Raw genomic sequence first — 16,942 nt, 5'->3', positions numbered from 1 at the left:
GAAGGAGTTGCTGTGCTCTTTTATTATATAAGGTTTTATAAGGGCATTCATTATTTAATCTTTTCCAATTAATATCCACTTGGAGCGATACTTTTATACCAGCTACTTTTGCCCTGTGGATTTCGGGAAATAATCAGAGGTATTTTTGCAAAAACTTACTACCAGCATCGGGAAATTATGTTAATATTAATGATAGCTGGTTGCTGGAGGGATCGTTCATGTCATTGACTAAAAGTATTGAAGATATCATTAGCGGGACTATTGAATCAATTAAAAGTGTATTTCCTTTTGAATCTTCAGTTGAGGAGCCGGCGCAATTTTCACAGCCCTTTACACAGCATAGCATTGGTGTGCTGATTGGAATGACGGGCGATTTGCCGGGCAGAATCATTATAGATGGAGAAGAGCAGGTATTCAGCAAAATCGGCGAAGCTATGTTTGGAATGCTGCTGGAAGGTGAAATGCTGGAATCTTTTGCGGGTGAACTCGGAAATATGATTGCCGGCAATCTATCTATTTATTTATCAGGGCAGGGCCTGCAAATTGATATCACCACCCCTACTGTCCTTGTAGGCGAGACGAAGGTCTATGGGTTTGAGAAGGCCTACAGCCTGCCTGTAAAGATTGCAGGTGCAGGTGAGCTGATGGTCGTCCTGATGCTTGAATAATCTCAGCGGACGCCTGTCAGCTGGATAAAAAGAAAGACATCCCCCGGCACATCGCCGGGGGATTTGACTTTCCTGTCTAAAATCCTTTAATCGTCATGCCGCCATCAACAAAAAGTGTCTGGCCGGTCACATAGCTGCCTGCAGCACTCGCCAGGAATACTGCCGGTCCAACGAGCTCCTCCAGCTCGCCGACCCTGTTCAGCGGTGTCACATCCAATATTTCCTGCAGATATTCCGGATCTGCAAGGAGCTTTTCTGTAAGCGGAGTTTTAAAATACCACGGACCTATTGCATTGACGTTGATATTATAAGGGCCCCATTCCATGGCAAGTACTTTAGTCATCTGGATTAAAGCGGCTTTTGTTGCTGCATACACAACCCCCGTCCTTAAAGCGACATGTCCGGCAACGGAGGCAATCGTTATGATCCTGCCCGGTGTCCCGCTGTCCCTCATCACCCTTCCGGCCTCCTGGGAGACCATGAAAGCGGATTTCAGATTCGTATCCATAATTGTCTGCCATTCTTCATCAGTTACATCCAGCGCTTTTGAACGGATATTCATGCCTGCATTGTTGACGGCAATATCCAGCCTTCCCCAATGTTCTGCAGCGGTTTTGACTGCATTATGTACATCTTCCCTCTTGGTTGCATCAGCCTGGATGACAATGGCCTCCCTGCCAGTCTTCCTCACTTCTGCAGCGGTTTCTTCCAAATCGGCCTTTGTCCTTGCCAGCAGGGCTACATCTGCACCCGCTTCTGCCAGCCCAATCGCAAGGGCCCGTCCTATTCCCCGCCCTGCACCGGTCACTAATGCCTTTTTCCCTTCTACCCTGAAATCAGGCAAATACATATCTATCACCCTTTTTAGAAAATTCATATAAATTTTATCATACAGCATGCCCGGACACCTAACAGTCTGCCTGATGCCGGGAAAGGGCGGCTCTGCGCCCTTCCAGCCTATTCCTTGGATTTATCGGATGAAAGCTCCTGGGCCTGGACGTTTATGATGATTTTCTTGCCTGCAGCAGAACCGCATACTTTACAGCTTCCCTTTTCATTGTAAAGGAGCCTGCAATACTCGCAATAAAACTTTTCCACTTCTTCACCCTCATTCTGTATTGCTGCAATTATATTTTATTTTTAAAAAAACAAAATGTTCCTCTGCTAAGCTTCCATGGTAAAAAAACAGGAAATTTATTCCCTATTCAGAAAATAATCACCTATAATAAGTTTTAGGCTGTATGGCCGCATCTGCGTTTATTAGGAGGAAACCATGAAAAGATTCCATGATTGGACGATATTTGAAATAAGCTGGCTTCTTGTTTTTACACTCATTAACGTGTATCTGTTTTTTGCCTGGCAGGATTCACTTCTTGGCCTTATTTCTTCTTTGGCCGGGATGCTTTGCGTTGTCCTCGTAGCTAAGGGGAAAATCTCAAACTATTATTTTGGCATTATCCAGACAGGGACTTATGCTTATATTTCCTATACCTACGGGTTGTATGGTGAAGCCATGCTCAATGGCCTGTTCTATTTTCCCGTTCAGTTCATCGGCATATATCTCTGGAGAAAGAATCAGACAAGGGACAGCGTAAAAGGGGAAGATGTGAAGGTTAAGACGCTTGATTCCAAGGGATGGTCCCTTCTTGGCATCATTGTGCTGGTGTCCATTTTTCTTTATGCCCTCCTCCTTGACTATCTGGGAGGCAGATCTGTTTATATTGACTCTGCCACAAATGTCCTTTCAGTAACAGCACAGATATTGATGCTGAGAAGATTTGCCGAACAGTGGCTTCTCTGGATCCTTGTCAATGTCCTGTCGGTCATCCTCTGGTTTAATGCTCTGATTTCAACAGGGGGCAATGATATATCTATGCTCGTCATGTGGACGGCATTCTTGTTTAACAGCATTTATGGGTATATAAACTGGACGAAACTTTATAAAAAACAGGGAGCTGCAGCGGTTTGAAGAAAAAAACAATTGGTATGTACGGGGGAAAGTTCCTTCCTTTCCCCCATCTTGGCCATGTATACAGCATGACGGCGGCAGCTTCAATAGCTGACGAGCTTCATATAATCATCTCACACGACAGTGACTATGAAAGAAAGCTTTGTGAAGGCGGCTGTGCAGAGCATGTCAGCTATACACTGCGGCTCCGCTGGTGGAAACAGCTGACCAGGGAGCTGCCGCATGTACATGTCCATGAAATTTATGATGAACAGACCGGCTCTTTCTCCGATTGGGAGAATGGAGCAAGAAAGATCCGTGCCGCAATCGGCAGTCCGATCGATTTTGTGTTCAGCTCAGAGCCGGATTACGGACCGATTTTTTCCCGTCTTTACCCGGAAGCTGAGCATATCCTCATAGATCCGGAGAGAAAAAGGTATCCGGTATCAGGCACGATGTTCAGAAGAGATGGTGTGCTTAAGCATTGGGATATGGTGCCTAAATGCGTCCGGCCGCATTTCGTCAAAAAAGTGGTGATTGCCGGGACCGAAAGCTGTGGAAAATCCACGCTGGCAGCCAATATGGCACAGCTTTATAATACTTCATTTGTGAAGGAATATGGCCGGACCTTTTATGAAGAACTTGGAGGATGCGAGGGAATAACACTACCTGAAGATTATCCCCATATTGCATATGCTCATAAGCTGGAGGAATGGAAGCAGCTGAAGCTGGCAGACAAAATCCTTTTTGTTGATACCGAGGCAATCACCACCCAGTTTTTCTCTCACGCCTATCTGAATAAAAGGCTGCCTGTGCTCGATGAAATGGCGAGGCTGCAGGAGTATGATTTATGGCTTTTACTGGAGCCGGATGTGGTATGGGTCGATGACGGGACAAGAAGCTTTGGGGATCAGGATTTGCGCTGGAGGAATCATCTCATTCTGAAATCCCTTCTTGATGAACATCATGTATGCTATAAAATAATCAACGGCAGCTACCGGGAGAGACTGGAAAAGAGCATAAGATTTACGGATGAGCTGCTGGAAGGAAAATGACAAGACAGAAAGGGCATCCCTAAGATGCCCTTTTATCCATTAATTCATCAGCCCTTCAATCCGGTTCAGCAGGGCTGATGCATCGTTTATTGTTTTAATCATTTCTGAGCTCTCCAATTGATCAAGGGCCAGATTGCCGCCATCAATCGCCAGATTGATTTCTGCCAGCAGCATTTCATTTTTGGCAGCCAGCTCCTCATGAATGGCCTCAGCGGCAGCCGGTATTTCCTGAAGCTGAATAAAGTTCTCAATATCCTCTTTTAGAATAACCAGCCTTTCCTCAAGCTGCTGCCGGATTTCTGAATTTTTGGCAGCTTCTTCAATCATCCCGGGAGCATCCTCGGCAAATGCATTCAGCTTTTCAATGTGTTCTGCAGCTTTATTGGCATACTCTACAGTGCCGGCAGCCTCCTCCAGAAAGGAGCAGCCTGCAAGGGAAAGGGCGATCACCGCAAACATGAACAGCCGGAAGATTTTTTTCAATACTCATTCCTCCTTTAAGTTTCATGTTATTCAATACGGTTGACATGAGAATTTGTTTCATAAGAAAAGCGCAAGGGCCTTGGTCAAGCTAGACAGTAATCGAAGTTAAAAAAATACTTTATTATCTTATAAAAAAACCATCCCCATAAAAAGCAGGATGGCTGTTTAATATTATGCTGCCTTCTCTTCAAGCTTGGAGGCCGCAGCCTTTGCTTTTGAGGTCTTTACATTAAATACAAGATTGAGTGCAATAGCCGTCAAACTTCCCGCTACAATACCGTTGTCTGTCAGGATCCTGATGCTCTCAGGCATTTCTGCGAACAGGCCGGGTACTGCTGTGACTCCAAGCCCCATTCCGACAGAGCAGGCGATGATCAGCAGATTTTCCTGGGAAGAAAAGTCCACCTGGCTGAGCATTTTGATTCCGTAGGCAATGACCATTCCAAACATGGCAATCATTGCGCCGCCCAATACAGCTGATGGAATGACTGTAGTCATGGCCCCAATTTTCGGAACCAGGCCAAGGAGTATCAGGAATACGCCCGCTGTATAAATGACATTCTTGCCTTTCACGCCTGACAGCTGGAGAAGGCCGACATTCTGTGAATACGTTGTATATGGAAATGCATTGAACAGCCCGCCGAGGACAATTGCAAGCCCTTCTGCCCTGTAGCCGTTTGCCAGGTCTTTTTTATCCAGTTTCTTACCGCAAATATCTCCAAGTGCGAAATATACCCCTGTTGATTCAACCAGGCTGACCATTGCGATAATGATCATCGTCAGGATTGCTGCCGGTTCAAATGTCGGCATACCGAAATAGAAAGGCTGGACCATATGGAACCATGAAGCCTCACCCACTGCTGAGAAGTCTGATTTCCCCATCAGGAATGCAGCGGCCGTTCCCGCAAACAGACCAAGCAGGATTGAAACAGAGCGGATAAATCCTGTAAACAAACGATACAAAATAATGATAAAAAATAAAGTCCCAAACGCAAGGGCCAGATTGGAGAGCGAACCATAGTCTGCACTTCCTTCGCCGCCAGCCATATTATTCATGGCAACCGGGATAAGTGTGATACCAATGATGGTAACAACCGAGCCTGTTACAACCGGAGGGAAGAAACCCACAAGACTGCCAAAGTATTTTCCCACCAGGATAACAAAGAGCCCCGAAACCAGAATTGATCCATAAATGGCTGTGATGCCATATTGCCCGCCAATCGCAATCATTGGGCTGACTGCGGTAAACGTACAGCCAAGCACGACCGGAAGGCCGATGCCGAAGAATTGATTGCGCCATACCTGGAGGATCGTCGCAACTCCGCACATTAAGATATCAATGGAAACAAGATATGTCAGCTCTTCTCCTGACAGGCCCAGGGCCCCGCCCACTATAAGGGGTACAATGACAGCACCTGCATACATGGCTAAAACATGCTGGATTCCCAATGAAGCTATTTTAAATGGTGAGTTTTTCATAGAGTTGATGCCTCCCTGCTATTTTCCATGAATGTAATGCTTCCATCTCTGAGCGATTGGATTCGTGCAAGGGATACCACTTTGATCGCTTTCTCTTCCAAAAGGCTGCGTCCTTCCTGGAAGGATTTTTCAATCACAATCCCGACGCCGGCAACCGAAGCCCCAGCCTGTCCTGCAAGCTCAATGAGCCCCAAAGCCGCCTGTCCATTTGCCAGAAAGTCATCGATGATGAGTACCCTGTCATCAGCGCAAAGATATTTGGAAGATGCTGAAATCTCGTTGGACTCTTGCTTTGTAAAAGAATAAACACTGGCGGAAAGCAGCCCTTCTGAAAGAGTCAAAGATTTTCTTTTCCTTGCAAACAGCACGGGTACCCCAAGCTCAAGCCCTGCCATGACAGAGGGTGCAATCCCTGAAGATTCCAGCGTAAGAATCTTCGTAATGGCCTCCCCTTCAAAACGGGCCGCAAACTCTTTGCCTATTTCCTTCATCAGGAAAGGGTCGATCTGATGGTTAAGAAAGGAGTCTACCTTTAGGACACTGTCAGACAGCACCCGTCCTTCTCTTTTGATTGTTTCTTCTAGTAGTTTCATCATTATCCTCCCTATTGATAGAAAAATAAAAAAGCCTGAAGGAAATCACTCACTGCAAAAAAAATGAGTGAAGCAATCCCTTCAGGCTTTTATCAAGGCAGGGGCACCAGCAAAAGATCCCAATGCCTCCCATTGCTCACCCATAGTCAGACTGTTAACGGCAGTCCGGTAGAAACTTGCAGGCCATATCCCCGCGATTATATGAGTGTATCGTTATGAAATTATGTTTCATTATATCACCCCAGAAAGATTTTTCAATAGAATCATAAGATAAAAAGTCGAATTATTTGTTTTTATTTCACTTGCAATGTTCGCCTTTAAGGATATTATGCAGCTTTTCGTATCTTGAACAGTATATATCCGGCTCTTTTCTGAATAATCCTAAACATCAAAAAATTACTGCTTTGGATAGTTAGGCCATTTCTTTAGCCTGGGCATATTCACATAAAATGCCCAGAGTTTTTATCAGTTTCACATAAATTTCACATTTCTCCATAAGAATCCCGGCCCTTCCAGCCTGCTGTACCAGTTTTACACTATTACCATAGTGCCAACACAGTGAATGAACACTTTGTGAAACGGGTGAGGACTGGTAGAATCCGGTGAAATTCCTTGTATGATGAACATGTAATCATTACTTATTCATCCATTGAAAGGAGAAAAAAGCCATGGCAAACATGGAACTCGGCAGGAAAAATAAAACAAAGATCGAGGATGCTTCCTCTTTAAAGGGAACCTTGGCCTCTGTGTTCATTCTGGGCTTATTTTTAATCGGGGTATGGGCAGGCGTGTATTTCTTATTTACAGATCGATTTTAATCATTCAGCATGCAATCTATTATATTTTAATAGCCTGAAGGGAGAAGAAAGCTATGCATATGCATAAATATGAAAAAGCCTGGCTCGGCTTCGGAATCGGCTCACTGATCGTTTTCTTGACGGTGCTTGGCATCAGCGCATTCTATCTTGGCAACCAGCCGCCGAGCTGCCTTGCAACCATCAATCCGGAAAAGGTGGACCAGACTGCGCCATTCAATGAGCCCGGCCTTAAAAAAGTGGAAGGAAAGGATTGGGATTATGAGCTGGTATTCGTTGCTTCCGCCTTTTCCTATAATCCGGGCGATATTGAAATACCTCTTGGGGCAAAGGTTAAGATCATTGCGACGACAAAGGACGTTATCCACGGCTTTGAGGTCGCAGGCTCAAACATCAATATGATGATTGAACCAGGATATATCAGTGAGCATACAGCCACTTTTGATAAAGCTGGAGAGTATCTGATCTTGTGCAATGAGTACTGCGGAGCAGGACATCATATGATGACGTCAAAAATAAAGGTGGTTGAAGCATAATGAAGCAAAATCAGAATCCAAAGGTCGACAGACAGGACGGGAAGCTTGCCATGGCTCATTTCTATGTAGCTTTCACAGCGCTCGCAATCGGCGGGCTTGCCGGCCTGCTGCAGGTGCTTGTACGTTCCGGCAAGTTCCAGCTGCCTGCCGGAATCGGCTATTATCAGATTCTCACTGTCCATGGAGTCGTGTTGGGACTGGTCCTCACCACGTTCTTCATTATGGGCTTCCAGCTTGCAGCAGTCAGCAAAACATCCGGGACTTTGACGAAAAAGCAGCGGACGATGGGCTGGATCGGTTTTTGGCTCATGACAGCGGGAACCATCATGGCAGCCATCATGATTCTTTTGAATGAAGCAAGCGTTTTATATACATTTTATGCCCCTTTGCAGGCACATGCGATTTATTATCTTGGACTGACCTTTGTAGTAGTCGGCAGCTGGTTTGATGGAGCTGCCATCATCATGAAATACGCAGAGTGGCGCAGGAATAATCCCAAGCAGCCGAGTCCCCTGCTCACATTCATGAGCCTGGTAAATACCATCATGTGGATCGTTGCTACCATTGGAGTGGCCGCAACTGTGCTCATACAGCTGCTTCCATGGTCGCTGGGCCTTGTGGAGACAGTCAATGTCGGAGTAAGCCGGACGCTCTTCTGGTATTTCGGACATCCACTCGTCTATTTCTGGCTTCTTCCAGCTTATATGGGCTGGTATGTTGTAATTCCGAAAGTAATCGGCGCAAAGATTTTTTCAGATTCACTTGCCCGGATGTCATTCATTCTATTCCTGCTATTTTCCATACCCGTCGGATTCCACCATCAGCTGATGGAGCCGGGAATCGATGCGGCCTGGAAATTCCTGCAGGTAATCCTGACATTCCTGGTTGTAATTCCGTCTTTAATGACCGCCTTTTCATTATTTGCCACATTTGAAGGATTCGGAAGATCCAAAGGGGCAAGCGGCTTATTCGGCTGGCTTAAGAAACTGCCTTGGGGGGATGCCCGCTTCACCGTTCCATTCATCGGGATGGTTGCCTTCATCCCTGCGGGTGCAGGAGGCATTGTTAACGCATCACACCAGATGAACCAGGTGGTTCACAACACAATCTGGGTTACCGGCCATTTCCATTTAACCGTGGCAACTGCGGTGGTCCTGACATTCTTCGGCATTTCTTACTGGCTGGTCCCGCATTTAACCGGCAGGGTCCTGACGAAAGCAATGAACCGCCTCGCCATTACACAAGGCGTGCTTTGGGCAATCGGCATGACATTCATGTCCGGGGCCATGCATGCTGCAGGATTACTGGGCGCCCCCCGCCGCTCTTCCTTTTCTGAGTACGGCGGCGCGGCCCAGGCAGCTGAATGGATCCCCTATCAAGTCGCACAGGCAATCGGGGGATCCATCCTGTTCCTTGCTATCATCCTGATGCTGTATATATTTGTAAATCTCGCCTTCATGGCCCCTAAAGGCTGCGAAGAATTCCCGGTAGGCGAAACAGCGGAAAATGCCGGGAAAACCCCGCTTGTCTTTGAAAACTGGAAGCTATGGATCGGCATTACCGCTGCCCTCATCCTGTTCGCCTATACCATCCCGTTCATCGACCTGATCCAAAACGCACCACCGGGATCTAAGGGATATAAATTGTGGTAAGAAAAGCGGAGGAAGCTTGTTCAGATTAAGGAACGCAGACTAAATACGCTGCGTCCTGCAGCCCAGGATAAACCAATTCTCGAGCCAAAAAAACACTCCAGCATCAGCTGGAGTGTTTCCTTATGCACTCTTGCCTGCCCGAAGGCCTGTTCTCCCCTTTCTTTCCGGGAGGTTCACGAGGATGACGCATAGTATGATGATCATAGAGCCGGACAGCTGCAGGAATCCAAGTGATTCAGAATATAAAGCCACACCCAGGAGGATGGCGACGACAGGCTCAATCGCAGCAATGACCGCTGCCTTGCTGCTTTCTGTCTTCTGTAAGCCCCAGGTATAAAGAAAGTAGGCAAGCACGGTCGGCAGCAGGCCGAGCCCAAGGCCAAGGAACAGAACCTCCGGCTTTAAGAACAGAGAAGCTTTTTCCCACAGCCTGGTTATCGGCAGCAGGACAGCAGAGGCAGTCAGGAATGTATAAAGTGTTACAGTAAACGGCTCATACTTTTGAAGCGCAAACTTTCCAAAGATGCTGTAAAGTGCATAGCCAAGACCCGCTCCCAGTCCGATGACCACTCCAATTACGCTTAAACCAGCACTGCCCCCCATCCCTGCAATCAGGATACACCCGGCAACGGTCCCGCAAACGGCAATGATTTTCCGCCCGGTTATTTTCTCTTTCAGGAAAATATAGGACAAAACTGCTACAAATGCAGGAGAAGTATACAGCAGTATGACTGCGATTGAAATATCCATCAGATTGATGCTGGTAAAATAGCACCAATTAAAAAACACGATGCTGCAAATCCCGGTGCCGGCAAACATGCCAATATCAGATGGTCTTTTCAGAGCCAGCCGGCCAGGCGCCAGAAAAAGCCCTGTCAGCAGCAAAGCCGCAGCAGCAGTTACTGCCCGGATCCCTACGATTTCCATTGAAGAAAAGCCAAACCCGGATAAGCCCCTGATAAAATATGCAATCAGGCCCCATAAAGAAGCACCGGCAGAGATTGCAAAATATGGCATCAGCTTCTTCATTGCCTCACCCTGCAGAAAAAGAGCGGCTTGAACCGCTCTTTTTCCCTTTCTTCATTTTTTAAAATTAACGGGATGACTCTTTTAAACGGTAGACCTTCCCGTATTTCTCATAAAGATAATCAGACAGACAGCTGGCATTCAGCCCTTCGCCAGTCACATCTTCAAGAATCTCAAGCGGCTTTTTCAGCTTGCCGTACTGATGGACGTTTTTCGTGAACCATTCCTTGATTGGCGCAAGATCACCATTTTCAAGAAGCTGGTCGTAATCCGGAAGATCCTTCAGCATCGCTTGCTTTAGCTGTGCCGCATACATATAACCGAGGGCATATGAAGGGAAATACCCAAAGCTGCCCCCTGCCCAATGGACATCCTGAAGAACTCCTTCCGCATCATTGGACGGTCTTACTCCCAGGTATTCTTCGTATTTGCTGTTCCAGATTTCCGGAAGGTCCTTCACTTCAATTTCATCATTGAACAGCCCTTTTTCGATTTCATAGCGGACAATAACATGAAGCGGGTAGGTCAATTCATCTGCTTCTATCCTGATCAGCGACGGTTTTGACTCATTGATGGCACGGTAAAAATCTTCCGGCTCCACCCCGTCAAACTGGCCATTAGCGTACTGCTTGAGCAGTTCGTAATTTTTCTTCCAGAATGATTCACTGCGCCCCACAAAATTCTCATAAAAGAGAGACTGTGATTCATGGATTCCCATTGATGTCCCGGTGCACAGCGGAGTGCCTACCAGGTCTCTGGAAATATTCTGTTCATAAAGCGCATGGCCGCCTTCATGGATTGTCCCGAATACGGCTGTGCGGAAATCCTTCTCATCATATTTCGTTGTTACCCTGACATCCCCGGGATTCAGGCCTGTCGCAAATGGATGGACCGTTTCATCAAGCCTTCCTGCATCGAAGTCATAGCCCATCTGCTTCAGGATTTCCAAGCTGAAATCACGCTGCTTCTCCTTCGGGAAATTTTCATATAAAAAACTGGTATCCGGCTTTGAATCCGATTCAGATATGCTTTGGACGAGTGGTACTATTTTGCTTCTGAGCTCGCCAAAAACTTCATCCAGCACATCGACTGTTATGCCCGGTTCATACATATCCAGGAGTGTGTTGTATTTATTCCCTTCATAGCCCCAGTACTGGATAAAGCGCTTATTGGCTTCAACAAGCTTTTCCAGATACGGCTGGAAGAGGGTGAAATCCGACTTTTCTTTTGCCTCTTCCCACACACTTTCAGCCTTTGACTGCAGGATGACGTATTCCTTATACTCCTCAGCCGGGATTTTCTTATTCCGGTCATATTCTTTCTTGCTTTCTTCCAGTACCTTTACGGTAATTGCATCAAGTGATGCAGCCGCTTCTTCTCCAGAAAGCTTTGCTATGTATGCAGCCATTTCTTCTGAAGTGGACATCCTAAACACTTCGGAAGACAGCATGCCGATTACTTCAGTGCGCTGATCTACACCCTTTTTGGGAGCGCCGGTCCGAAGATCCCAGAATATTAATGACAGCGCCTCATTATAAGCGCTCATCTTTTTTACAAAATCAAGAAAGTCTTTTTCAGTTTTTTTCAATGCTTCATTCATGCTGGCATCCCCCTAAAAATCATTTGCAAAGTATATTTTATCACATTTTTCTGAATAAAACGCTAGAATAGACCTGTAAACACCTAAAATCAGGAGGAAGAATTATGAGGGAACCTGCCGGTACTTGCGGACGATGCGGAAAAATAATTTATTGCCTTGATGGATTTTTCAACGGTATCATAACGGATGACAAGAAAACGATTTGCTTTGAATGCAGCGAAGAAGATAGGGGCTGAAGGAATAGATTTTGACTTATCGGCTTAGCCTTGTCGGCTGGACCATACTGAAAAAATCAGGAATCTTTGATGTAAATAAGAAAAAGCCCCTCCCTCGGCCAAGGGGGGGCAATCAAAACATTATTTCACAGGTGTGACAGGCAGCACACCTTCAACAGACTCAAGGACAGAAGCATCTTCTTCTGTGCTGGTCAGGATGTGTACTGTTCCTCTGTCCTCATGGCCCCTGATGAGCCTGCCGACTCCCTGGCGGAGCCTGAGAAGCATGTATGGCATGTCGATTTCCCGGAAAGAATCTTCCGCGCTTTCACGCTTGGCATCAAACACCGGATCATGCGGAGGGAACGGGAGTGAGAAAATAATTACATTTTCGAGCGACCTGCCTGGAATATCAAGGCCCTCCCAAAGGTTTGTAGAGCAAAGGACTGCTTCTTCTTCATTCTGGAATTTTGATACGAGTGTACTGATTTCAGCCTCCCCTTCAAAATAGACAGGGAATTCCGTTTTGCCCTGTGCATAGTCTTTAAACAGGTTCAGCTCTCTTTGATCAGTAAAGAGCACAAGGCCTCTGCCCCCTGATTTCTTAAGCTGCTCCAAGGTATATTCCATTTTGCCGGCCATATCTTCTTCACTGTATTCCGGCATATGAATGGCCATTTTTTCTTCATAGCTGAAAGGTGATGCTACAGTGAATGATAAATAGTCATCGATGCCCAGGCTTGAAGCCATATAGTCGAATGAGCCTTTTTCGGATAAAGTGGCTGAAGAAAAGATGAATGGTTTCTTTTGGGAAAATACCTCATCCCTCATGATTTCCTCTACCATTCTAGGCATGATGACAAGTGTCCTTTCACCATTATGCTCTTCAAACCAATTGATACCGCCCTTATCTTTCATGAACAGGGAGAGCGAGAATGAAATTTGCTCAAGATATTCTTCTACAACCTTCAGGTCATATTCATTGATAACATACATTTCGCTTTCAAAGACAAGCTCCTCTTCCAGTGAGCCGATCATTTCAAGCAGGAGCTTTCCTTCTTTCAGAACAGCCGGCCCTTTGGCAATCTGCTGCTTCTCAGAGTCCGTGCGGCTGCCGGCAGCAGCAGAAAGCGCATGGAAGAATGTCTCATTCTGGACGATGGTGTCTTCAATCAGATTCAGCGTTTTTTCCCTGACGTCATTAGCCATCAGGCGGGTAAGGAGCGATTCCAGAATCTGCTCGGTCAGCCTGTATGTCAAGGCTTTCTGGCTGGCATACTCAAGCAGGTGCCCTTCATCGAATACGACTGTGCAGGATTCTGGCAGCAGCGGCAGCTGGCCTTCTCTTTTGCGGGATTCTTTGGTCCAGATATGCTCCATATAGAAATCATGCGAGCATATGATCAGGTCCTGGCTGTTCCGGTAATAATCTCTGTGCAGTGTCTGGCCGCAACGGTGCCTTTTCTCGCATGTAAAGCAATCCTGAAGAGAATCCCATGATACACCGGTCCATTCGCTGTCTGTCAGCTCAGGATAATCCTTCCTGTCTCCGTATCTTTCGAAATTCTGCAAGGATCCTCCGCTGTGGGTAAAGGACGGAAGCTGGTCATATATATTTCCATAAGCCTCGTAATCCTGTTCCGCTACAGCCTTGTCCAGTTTGTTCAAGCAGAGATATTGATCCCTTGATTTTGCCAGGCGCACATCAATATTCAGTCCAAGCGCCTTTTCAAGCTTGGCGATGTCCCCTTCCTTTTTAACAAGCTGCTCAATGAGGGTTTCATCGGCACAGGCTATGATAGCCGGTTTATTCGTATATCTTGCATAGCAGATAGAATACAGGAGATAGACCAGCGTTTTTCCTGTCCCGACACCAGCTTCAGCAAAGATCGTCTTCTTCTCCTTGAAGGCATTTTCCAGCTGGAAAGCCATATAGATCTGTTCGTCTCTTAATTCAAAACCGGCTTCTGGGAGCAGATCATAGAAAACATCCCCGATCCAGTCGCCAAGCTTCTCAAAAAATGATTCTGTTTTTGCTACTGCAAAGGGCAATTGGTTTTGCATGTAATCCTCCTATATCCAGAAGCGTCCCATGGGCTTCCTATAACTTTGGCAAAATGACGGGGGACCGGACATTGGCCTGCGGCCTTGTCCGCCTATGGCGGAAAAACTCCTGCACATGCAGAAGTGCTGCGATTTTTCAGCATAAAAAAAGTATAACCGCCTGGCTGAGGCGGTAATTTTCAATATTATTTACGGCCATGGAAGCACGGCCTTTCATTTTTGCATCAAGCTGCACTCTGCAGCATCAAGGCCTGTAAACTGGGAGGCCAAGAATCATTTTATACTATTTTTCCAACTAGTCAAGCTCAAGAGACCGTGGAAGCTTTGCGCATGGATCAGGAATTCAGCACAACTTATAATCTTGAACGGCAAAAAACTGGCACTCCCTTCGAGGAGGCCAGCATTGGGCCTGGTTATTGCCGGACATCAGGCAGGATTTACTGCTGCCTGCCGGAATGGGAAAAGGACAGGGCCTGCCGGAGCTCGTGCTGAGCGCTTTTCAGTTCATCCAGCACCTGCTCTGCAGGCGTTTCTTTTACCAGCATTTCCATCGAGTAGTCAAGCGCCTGGGAAATTCTATAGAAATCAAGAGTCCTGTAATCCATTGGCTCTCCTCCTGTAAATAAAACTAGCCTATCTAATCCAAAAACGATCGAGTATTGCTAGTTTATTCAATATGAGAACCTTTTATTCCTCTTACTGCCTGTTTTCTCTTGGCGGGCGCTTGCCCCAGTATTGATAGAGGTCTGTTCGGATGAATCCGTTAAACAGCTTCCTTTTCTTCGTTGCCTGGCGCCCGAAATGCTGTTCAAAGTCCTCATCAGATGTAAGCATATAAATGGACCAAGTATCAAGTCCTGAGAGGGCCTCTCCCATTTCACGGTACATTTTCTGTACCGCACCCTTTTCCCCAAGCCTTTCTCCATATGGAGGGTTGCCGATGATCACGCCATATTCCTTATTCGTGGTAAAATCCCGTACCTGCATCTGCTTGAATTGGATCATATCCCCAAGCCCGGCTTCAAAAGCATTCTCCTGGGCGATCTTCACCATTCTGTGGTCTATATCCGATCCGGTTATGTCTAATGCCTGATCATAGTCAGCCAGGTCCTCTGCCTCATCTCTCGCATCGTCCCACACTTTTTCCGGCATCCAGCCCCACTTTTCAGAGGTAAATTCCCGGTTAAAGCCTGGGGCGATATTCTGCCCGATCAATGCCGCCTCAATTGGAATGGTCCCGGATCCGCAGAAAGGATCCACGAATGGCTTGTCCGGGGTCCAGTTCGTCAGCTGGACGAGCGCAGCAGCCAGTGTTTCCTTCAGCGGCGCTTCTCCCTGGCCTGCCCGGTATCCCCGTTTATGAAGGCCGCTTCCGCTGGCATCCAGAGTCAGGGTTGCTGTATCCTTCAGCATTGAAATCTCAATGCGGCATAATGGGCCTGTTTCATCAAACCAGCCTGTTTTCTTATATTTTGTCCGCAGCTTTTCGACAATCGCCTTTTTGACGATTGCCTGGCAGTCAGAAACGCTGAACAGCTTTGATTTGACAGACTTGCCGATTACCGGGAACTCAGCATCTTCTGCAATATACTGATCCCAGGGAAGGCTTTTTGTTTTTTCGAACAGCTCATCGAAAGTATAAGCTTTAAACTCGCCGACTTTTATTTTTATCCGGTCTGCCGTTCTCAGCCATAAGTTGCTTCTTGCTATAGCTGTCTCATCCCCTGTGTATTCAACTCTTCCGTTCTCCACCTGGCATTCATATCCAAGTGCCCGCACTTCCTTCGCAACGAGCGCTTCAAGCCCCATTGCCGCTGTAGCGATGATCTGATACTTTCCCATGTAAGACATCCTTTCCAGTAGGTCTTCCCTTAATTATTTCCGGCCTGCGGTCCGCTTCATCCATCATAGCCTGAAGAAGTTTCCGCGTGCAAGTGTTCCCCTTTATGAGTTTGGCCAATGTATTATGTATTAAAAAAGCCCTCCTGCAAAAGGAGAGCTTTACCATTTCAAAAATCATCTCACTAATAACGTTCTGTAAGCCATGTTTTGTTCCTTTGTACTGCAATCGACCTGCGTCTCGTACTAAGGCGGCAATCATCTATCTACAGATATAAAATCTGTCCTTCTCCTTGTTCATTTCCTCAGAGAAAGTGCCCCTACCATTATTTGGGTTTCTCGCTCGCGGGGTTTACCTCGTTCCACCCTTCCCATTTCTGGAAAGGCTCCGTCACTGTGGCACTTTCAAGGTATTCATGCCATATCCCGAAGGACTTAGGCATTTTCCCTGCCGTCAGCCGCGCAATCGCCCGGCTGCCCTGGCTTATGACTTCGCCAGGCACGAACACTACGGACATCTCAGTCCGTGCGAGCATGGACTTTCCTCTGCAGCAGCAAGCTGCCGCAGCGATTACCCGAACGTTATTAATGACTACAAATGATATTATATTCAATCTGGCTTCCAATAGCAATGGTTTTAAAAAGGAAAATCAGTTAAAAGCTGTTATTCATAAAGTTTGCTGCCAAAAACGTGCTTTTCCAGATTGGAAAGGCGCTTTAATATATCAAAGTTCGTTGTTCCGGCAGTCTGGGTGCTTGCAGGCCTTCTTGAGGCTTCATCAAGCTGTTTCTTCAGGCGCAGGTTTTCCTGCTGGAGGTCTTCGATTTCCTGGTGGAAGGTTTCATAATCCTTGATGATCAGATCCAGGAACTTATCGACGTCTTCAGGCTTGTATCCCCGCATCCCTGCCTTGAATTCTTTTTCCAAAATGTCTTTTGCTGTTAACTTAACTTTATCGGATAGCATCA

Annotated in this window: 18 protein-coding genes, 1 other RNA gene and 1 riboswitch; of the genes, 7 read left to right on the top strand and 12 right to left on the bottom strand. The window is 46.5% G+C overall.

Translation table 11 applies throughout. The annotated features are described in order from the left end of the window. Window positions 1-218 precede the first annotated feature (218 nt). Window positions 219-668, top strand: coding sequence for a chemotaxis protein CheX (locus LCM00_RS10215; protein ID WP_148974386.1), 450 nt, complete (start codon window positions 219-221; stop codon window positions 666-668). A 76-nt stretch (window positions 669-744) separates the two neighbouring features. On the opposite strand, the gene LCM00_RS10210 is transcribed toward LCM00_RS10215, so the two are convergent. Further along, window positions 745-1,518, bottom strand: coding sequence for an SDR family NAD(P)-dependent oxidoreductase (locus LCM00_RS10210; protein ID WP_224901504.1), 774 nt, complete (start codon window positions 1,516-1,518; stop codon window positions 745-747). Window positions 1,519-1,625: 107 nt separating this feature from the next. Beyond that, the gene (locus tag LCM00_RS10205) at window positions 1,626-1,766 is read right to left on the bottom strand and encodes a hypothetical protein (RefSeq protein ID WP_224901110.1); all 141 of its coding nucleotides are present in this window, start codon (window positions 1,764-1,766) and stop codon (window positions 1,626-1,628) included. A gap of 175 nt (window positions 1,767-1,941) precedes the next feature. Here LCM00_RS10205 and pnuC point away from each other — a divergent pair, with 175 nt between their 5' ends. Together pnuC and nadR are read left to right on the top strand one after the other, a co-directional pair. Further along, the gene (gene pnuC / locus LCM00_RS10200) at window positions 1,942-2,637 is read left to right on the top strand and encodes a nicotinamide riboside transporter PnuC (protein WP_224901107.1); all 696 of its coding nucleotides are present in this window, start codon (window positions 1,942-1,944) and stop codon (window positions 2,635-2,637) included. Beyond that, a complete protein-coding gene (nadR, locus tag LCM00_RS10195) occupies window positions 2,634-3,671 on the top strand; it encodes a multifunctional transcriptional regulator/nicotinamide-nucleotide adenylyltransferase/ribosylnicotinamide kinase NadR (RefSeq protein ID WP_224901104.1) in 1,038 nt (345 codons plus the stop codon). The genes pnuC and nadR overlap by 4 nt, the downstream gene beginning before the upstream one ends. A 39-nt stretch (window positions 3,672-3,710) precedes the next feature. On the opposite strand, the gene LCM00_RS10190 is transcribed toward nadR, so the two are convergent. The 3 genes from LCM00_RS10190 to LCM00_RS10180 all read right to left on the bottom strand — a co-directional run bounded on the left by LCM00_RS10190 (window position 3,711) and on the right by LCM00_RS10180 (window position 6,226). Then, complete coding sequence (locus LCM00_RS10190) at window positions 3,711-4,154, bottom strand: DUF6376 family protein (RefSeq protein ID WP_224901101.1); 444 nt, start codon at window positions 4,152-4,154, stop codon at window positions 3,711-3,713. Window positions 4,155-4,325: 171 nt separating this feature from the next. Then, on the bottom strand, window positions 4,326-5,633 hold the full coding sequence (locus LCM00_RS10185; RefSeq protein ID WP_224901098.1) for a nucleobase:cation symporter-2 family protein: 1,308 nt from the start codon (window positions 5,631-5,633) through the stop codon (window positions 4,326-4,328). Next, the gene (locus tag LCM00_RS10180; RefSeq protein WP_224901096.1) at window positions 5,630-6,226 is read right to left on the bottom strand and encodes a xanthine phosphoribosyltransferase; all 597 of its coding nucleotides are present in this window, start codon (window positions 6,224-6,226) and stop codon (window positions 5,630-5,632) included. The genes LCM00_RS10185 and LCM00_RS10180 overlap by 4 nt, the downstream gene beginning before the upstream one ends. A 123-nt stretch (window positions 6,227-6,349) precedes the next feature. Then, window positions 6,350-6,451, bottom strand: a riboswitch (purine riboswitch). A 443-nt stretch (window positions 6,452-6,894) separates the two neighbouring features. Here LCM00_RS10180 and LCM00_RS10175 point away from each other — a divergent pair. The 3 genes from LCM00_RS10175 to LCM00_RS10165 are packed head-to-tail and all read left to right on the top strand — an operon-like array spanning window position 6,895 to window position 9,229. Further along, on the top strand, window positions 6,895-7,044 hold the full coding sequence (locus LCM00_RS10175; RefSeq protein WP_224901093.1) for a cytochrome c oxidase subunit 2A: 150 nt from the start codon (window positions 6,895-6,897) through the stop codon (window positions 7,042-7,044). A gap of 53 nt (window positions 7,045-7,097) precedes the next feature. After that, window positions 7,098-7,577, top strand: coding sequence for a cytochrome c oxidase subunit II (locus LCM00_RS10170; RefSeq protein ID WP_224901088.1), 480 nt, complete (start codon window positions 7,098-7,100; stop codon window positions 7,575-7,577). Continuing rightward, entirely contained in the window at window positions 7,577-9,229 is a 1,653-nt protein-coding gene (locus tag LCM00_RS10165) for a b(o/a)3-type cytochrome-c oxidase subunit 1 (protein ID WP_224901085.1), read from the top strand. The genes LCM00_RS10170 and LCM00_RS10165 overlap by 1 nt, the downstream gene beginning before the upstream one ends. Window positions 9,230-9,349: 120 nt before the next feature. Here the strand turns inward: LCM00_RS10165 and LCM00_RS10160 are convergent, their stop codons facing one another. Both LCM00_RS10160 and LCM00_RS10155 read right to left on the bottom strand, forming a co-directional pair. Further along, on the bottom strand, window positions 9,350-10,258 hold the full coding sequence (locus LCM00_RS10160; RefSeq protein WP_224901082.1) for a DMT family transporter: 909 nt from the start codon (window positions 10,256-10,258) through the stop codon (window positions 9,350-9,352). Between the two features lie 64 nt (window positions 10,259-10,322). Next, on the bottom strand, window positions 10,323-11,855 hold the full coding sequence (locus LCM00_RS10155) for a carboxypeptidase M32 (RefSeq protein ID WP_224901079.1): 1,533 nt from the start codon (window positions 11,853-11,855) through the stop codon (window positions 10,323-10,325). A 104-nt stretch (window positions 11,856-11,959) separates the two neighbouring features. Here LCM00_RS10155 and LCM00_RS24630 point away from each other — a divergent pair, with 104 nt between their 5' ends. After that, a complete protein-coding gene (locus LCM00_RS24630) occupies window positions 11,960-12,091 on the top strand; it encodes a hypothetical protein (protein ID WP_257991636.1) in 132 nt (43 codons plus the stop codon). Window positions 12,092-12,211: 120 nt separating this feature from the next. Here LCM00_RS24630 and LCM00_RS10150 read toward each other — a convergent pair whose 3' ends face one another. The 5 genes from LCM00_RS10150 to gpsB form a co-directional block, all read right to left on the bottom strand. After that, window positions 12,212-14,134 (bottom strand): ATP-dependent DNA helicase, encoded by a 1,923-nt coding sequence (locus tag LCM00_RS10150; protein WP_224901076.1) that lies wholly within the window; start codon window positions 14,132-14,134, stop codon window positions 12,212-12,214. 437 nt (window positions 14,135-14,571) lie between these two features. Next, window positions 14,572-14,739 (bottom strand): hypothetical protein, encoded by a 168-nt coding sequence (locus LCM00_RS10145; RefSeq protein ID WP_224901073.1) that lies wholly within the window; start codon window positions 14,737-14,739, stop codon window positions 14,572-14,574. 91 nt (window positions 14,740-14,830) lie between these two features. Next, on the bottom strand, window positions 14,831-15,976 hold the full coding sequence (locus LCM00_RS10140; protein ID WP_224901070.1) for a THUMP domain-containing class I SAM-dependent RNA methyltransferase: 1,146 nt from the start codon (window positions 15,974-15,976) through the stop codon (window positions 14,831-14,833). A 191-nt stretch (window positions 15,977-16,167) separates the two neighbouring features. After that, window positions 16,168-16,556, bottom strand: an RNA gene (rnpB, locus tag LCM00_RS10135) — RNase P RNA component class B. Window positions 16,557-16,637: 81 nt separating this feature from the next. Beyond that, window positions 16,638-16,940, bottom strand: a complete 303-nt coding sequence (gpsB, locus tag LCM00_RS10130; protein WP_009791232.1) for a cell division regulator GpsB — start codon at window positions 16,938-16,940, stop codon at window positions 16,638-16,640. Window positions 16,941-16,942: the final 2 nt, after the last annotated feature.

It is taken from the genome of Bacillus infantis (genome assembly GCF_020171945.1).
Classification (GTDB): Bacteria; Bacillota; Bacilli; order Bacillales; family Cytobacillaceae; genus Bacillus_AB; species Bacillus_AB infantis_A.
This window is presented reverse-complemented; position numbering and strand designations above follow the sequence as displayed.